The organism is Nocardia farcinica (assembly GCF_029867845.1).
GTDB lineage: Bacteria > Actinomycetota > Actinomycetes > Mycobacteriales > Mycobacteriaceae > Nocardia > Nocardia farcinica_A.
Map to the genome: position 1 here is coordinate 1 of NZ_JARWRU010000112.1, position 3,810 is coordinate 3,810.

At 74.4% G+C, this 3,810-nt stretch carries 3 protein-coding genes and 1 pseudogene; 3 read left to right on the forward strand and 1 reads right to left on the reverse strand.

Annotated features, from left to right (window positions below; all coding sequences use genetic code 11):
- On the reverse strand, positions 1-871 hold an 871-nt coding region (gene trmB / locus QH283_RS02110), incomplete at its 3' end, for a tRNA (guanosine(46)-N7)-methyltransferase TrmB (protein ID WP_280501328.1).
- Between the two features lie 101 nt (positions 872-972).
- Between trmB and QH283_RS02115 the strand changes: the two genes are divergently transcribed.
- The 3 genes and pseudogenes from QH283_RS02115 to QH283_RS02125 form a co-directional block, all read left to right on the forward strand.
- Positions 973-1,755 carry an SDR family oxidoreductase gene (locus QH283_RS02115; protein WP_280501329.1) on the forward strand — a complete coding sequence of 261 codons (783 nt, stop codon included), beginning with the start codon at positions 973-975 and terminating at the stop codon, positions 1,753-1,755.
- A gap of 66 nt (positions 1,756-1,821) precedes the next feature.
- Complete coding sequence (locus QH283_RS02120) at positions 1,822-2,934, forward strand: hypothetical protein (protein ID WP_280501330.1); 1,113 nt, start codon at positions 1,822-1,824, stop codon at positions 2,932-2,934.
- Positions 2,921-3,810: pseudogene (locus tag QH283_RS02125) on the forward strand (hypothetical protein); the annotation flags it as partial. The gene QH283_RS02120 and the pseudogene QH283_RS02125, both read left to right, overlap by 14 nt.

Below are 3,810 nucleotides of genomic sequence, written 5' to 3' on the forward strand. Positions count from 1 at the left end.
TGTGGCGGAACCTCAACCCCAGCAAGGAAGGCGAACAGTCGTGACCGAAACGAAGATCCCGTGGGGTCGGGGCTGGCAAAGCTGGAGCGTCGCCGACGTTGATCAGCTTCCCACCCACCTGGGGCCCCGGGGGCGCCCCCCCGCGCGGCCCCCCCCGCGCCAGCAACTCGTCGCTGCCGCCGGTGGTGGCGTTCAGGCCGGTCAGACGCGGTTCGCCCGCGCCGACCTCGGCGATGTGCTCGGCATAGCCCGCGTGGTCGGTGGCCACGTGCAACACGCCGCCGGGCCGCAGCCTGCTCGCGATCAACGCGAGCGAGGCGGGCTGCAACAGCCTGCGCTTGTGGTGGCGGGCCTTGGGCCACGGGTCGGGGAAGAACACCCGCACGCCCGTCAGCGACTCCTCGGCAATCATGTGCTCGAGCACGTCGACGGCGTCGCCGCGCAGCAGGCGGATGTTGCCGATGTCGTCGCGTTCGACGGCCTGCACCAGCTGGGCCAGGCCCGGCTGGTAGACCTCGATGCCGATCAGGTCCACATCCGGCTCGGCCTTGGCCATCGCCGCCGTGGCGGTCCCGGTTCCGCAGCCGATCTCGACGACCAGCGGCGCCTTGCGGCCGAACCACGCCTCGGTGTCGAGCGGCTCGTCGCCCACCTCACGGCCGATCTTCGGCCACATCCGCTCCCAGGCGGCCTGCTGATTGGGCGTCAGCGCGCCGCGCCGCGACCGGAAGCTGGTCACGCGCGGGTAGAGCCGGGAGCCGGTGGGGGATCGTCTGCCTGCTTCGAGCGGGGCCGATGCTGTGGACGGCCTGCCCGGAACCGACTCGACAGTGTGGTTGGCGGCGTCGTTCACGTGTCCATTGTCCAGCATCGACGCATCGGCTCAGCAACCGAACCCCGACCGCCCGGTTTCACCGGCGCGGACGGCCGTGGAACCCCCTGCGCCGGTGCGCCCGGAACTACACTGCGACCATGAGTTCTCCGACGGTCTTCGTCACCGGCGCCGCGGCCGGAATCGGCCGGGCCACCGCCCTGCACTTCGCCGCGCGCGGCTATGTCGTCGGCGCGGCCGACATCGACGAACTCGGTCTCGGCAGGCTGGCGGCCGAGATCGAGGCCGAGGGCGGCACGGTGCAGACCGGCGTGCTCGACGTCACCGACGACGCGCAGTGGCAGCAGCGGCTGGCGGAGTTCCACCGCGCCCACGGCAGGCTCGACATCCTGATCAACAACGCGGGCATCCTGCGTTCGGGCCGCTTCGAGGACATCGACCTGGGCGAGCAGCACCGGATGGTCGCGGTCAACGTGAACGGGGTGATCTCCGGCGCGCACCACGGTTTCCCCTACCTGCGCGAGACCACCGGCGCCCAGCTGGTGAACCTGTGCTCGGCCTCGGCCATCTACGGACAGCCCGAGCTGGCCACCTACGGCGCCACCAAATCGGCGGTCAAGAGCCTGACCGAGGCGCTGGACCTGGAGTGGGCGCGCCACGACATCCGGGTGATCGCCATCTGGCCGCTGTTCGTGGCGACCGGCATGGTCGAGGGCGTCGAGACCGGCAGCACCCGCTCGCTCGGCGTGCGGCTGACCGCCGAGGACGTGGCGAAGGGCATCTGGGAGGCGACCCGCCGCCGCGGCAGGCTGCCCAGGGTGCACTACGAGATCGGCGCCCAGGCCAAGCTGCTCGCGCTGTCGGCGAAGTACGCGCCCGGCTGGGCGGCGCGCACGGTGAACAAGTACCTCACCGGGTCCTGACGGCTGCCCCTGTCCGTGGCGGGTTCGTCTGACAGAATTCGCACGGTCGAAGGGGGTGTGATCACGATGCAGGCAGCCACCGCCCGCAGCGGGCAGACACAGTCGGGACTGGATCGGCTGCTGGCCGAGCTGCACGCGCTCGGCGGCCGCGATCTCGCCGTCGCCCAGCAGGCCGACCGCGCCGCCGAACTGTGGCGGCAGCCGCCGCGCATCCAGGTGACCGGCCGGGCGCACACCGGCCGCACCACCGTGCTGCGCGCGCTGGCGCTGATGTCGGCGGTGGAGACCGCGCCGATCGACGAGCCAGGCGTCCCCGATCCCGAACTCGACGCCGACGTGGTCGTCTACGTGCTCGCGGGCGCGCCGCAGCCCGCCGACCGCAGGGTGCTGGCCGCGCTGCCCCCGCAGCACACCGTGGTGGTGCTGAACAAGGCCGATGCCATCGGCTCGTCCTGGGCCGACGCGGTGGCCGCCGCCGAGCAGTACGGGCGCGAGCTGCGCAGGCCGACGCTGCCGGTGGTGGCCTCGCTGGCCGCCAGGACGAGGGCGGGCGCGGTCACCGAGGAGGAGCTGACCCTGCTGCGCGCGCTGGCCGCCGAGGCCGATCCCACCCTCACCCTCTCGCCGGAACTGTTCGTCGGCGACCCCGCCGGACCTCGGGCCCGTGAGCGCGAGACCCTGCTGCGCCGCTGGGACCTCCACGGCATCGCCTGCGCGCTCACCGCCCTTCGCCACGATCCCGGGCTGAGCGGTCCGGCGCTGCTCCAGGTGATGCACGCCGCCAGCGGCATCGACGCCCTGCACCGCCTGCTGCACCGCCGCTACGAGCTGGCGGCCGCGCTGCGCGGCGGCGACCTGCTCGACCGGCTGTCCCGGCTGGCCGCCCGCTCGGTCCCGGAGGCGGGCGGGCGCGCCCGCGATCTCATCGAGGACTACCTGGCCGGCGACGAGGCCGTCTGGCTCGGCCTGTGCGCAGGCCTGGCCCACCCCTCGGTCGCGCACCTGGCCGCGGGCTATCCGGCCGTGCACCCCGCCGATGCCGACGACGCCCTCTCCCGAGCCGCCCGCTGGCGCGCCGTCGTCGCGAGCGACCTGCCGCCAACGGCACGGCGCGCCGCTCTGCGCGTGCACAACGGCTACATCCGACTGTGGGGGCGAATGAGCAGTGCCGGACTCTGACACCGATGACCCCTCCGACCGGGCCGCTGAGCGGGACGCGACCGCCGCGCAGGCCGGTGCGGCCGGGGCCGGGGACCCGGATGCGCGGGGCCGCGACCCCGCGGTGGGCATCGCGGAGCTGGAACCGCTCGTCGCGCGATGGAACCCGCAGGGGACGGCGCTGCTGCGCGCTCTGCGCACCCCGGGCGCCGCGGCCGACGAGGTCGCCCTGGTCGCCCCGGCGGGCGTGGGGACGACCCTGTTGCGCACCGAGCTGGCCCGGCTGAGTCCGCGCGTCGCCCTGACCGACGCGCTCACCGACGCCACCGCCGTCGAGACCACCCTCGGCTCCTCGGCCACCCCGCCCGCCGCGGCGCTGGTCCTGCTGGACGCGGGCAGCGTGATCGGGGCCGACGCGATCGGGCTGATCGGCCGGTTGCGCGCGGCCGGGACCACCGTGGTGCTCGCCATCGACAACATCCACGCGCACGCCGACTGGCGCGAGGTCCGCGAGCGCGACCGCGCGGTGCTCGCCGCCAACGGATATCCCGAGGCCGACATCCTGCCCGTCTCGGCCCGGCTGGCCGCCGCGGCGCGCACCGGCGACTCCGCCCTGCTCGACCGCTCCGGTCTGACCGCCCTGCACGCCGCGCTGGTCACGGCGACGGCGGGCGGCGCGGCCGACGACGGTCAGGCCCGTGCGGCCGTGCTGACCCGCGTCGTCACCGAAACCAGGGACCGGGTGGCCGAGCAGATGGCCGCGCTGCGCGGCGACACCGAGATCGCCCGCTGGCGCGCCGAGCGGGCCGCGCTGCTCGCGGCTCGCGACGGCGGCAGGGCAGCGGCCATGTCCACGCTGCGCGGCAGGCTGCACCTGGCCCGCGTCGACCTCATGAC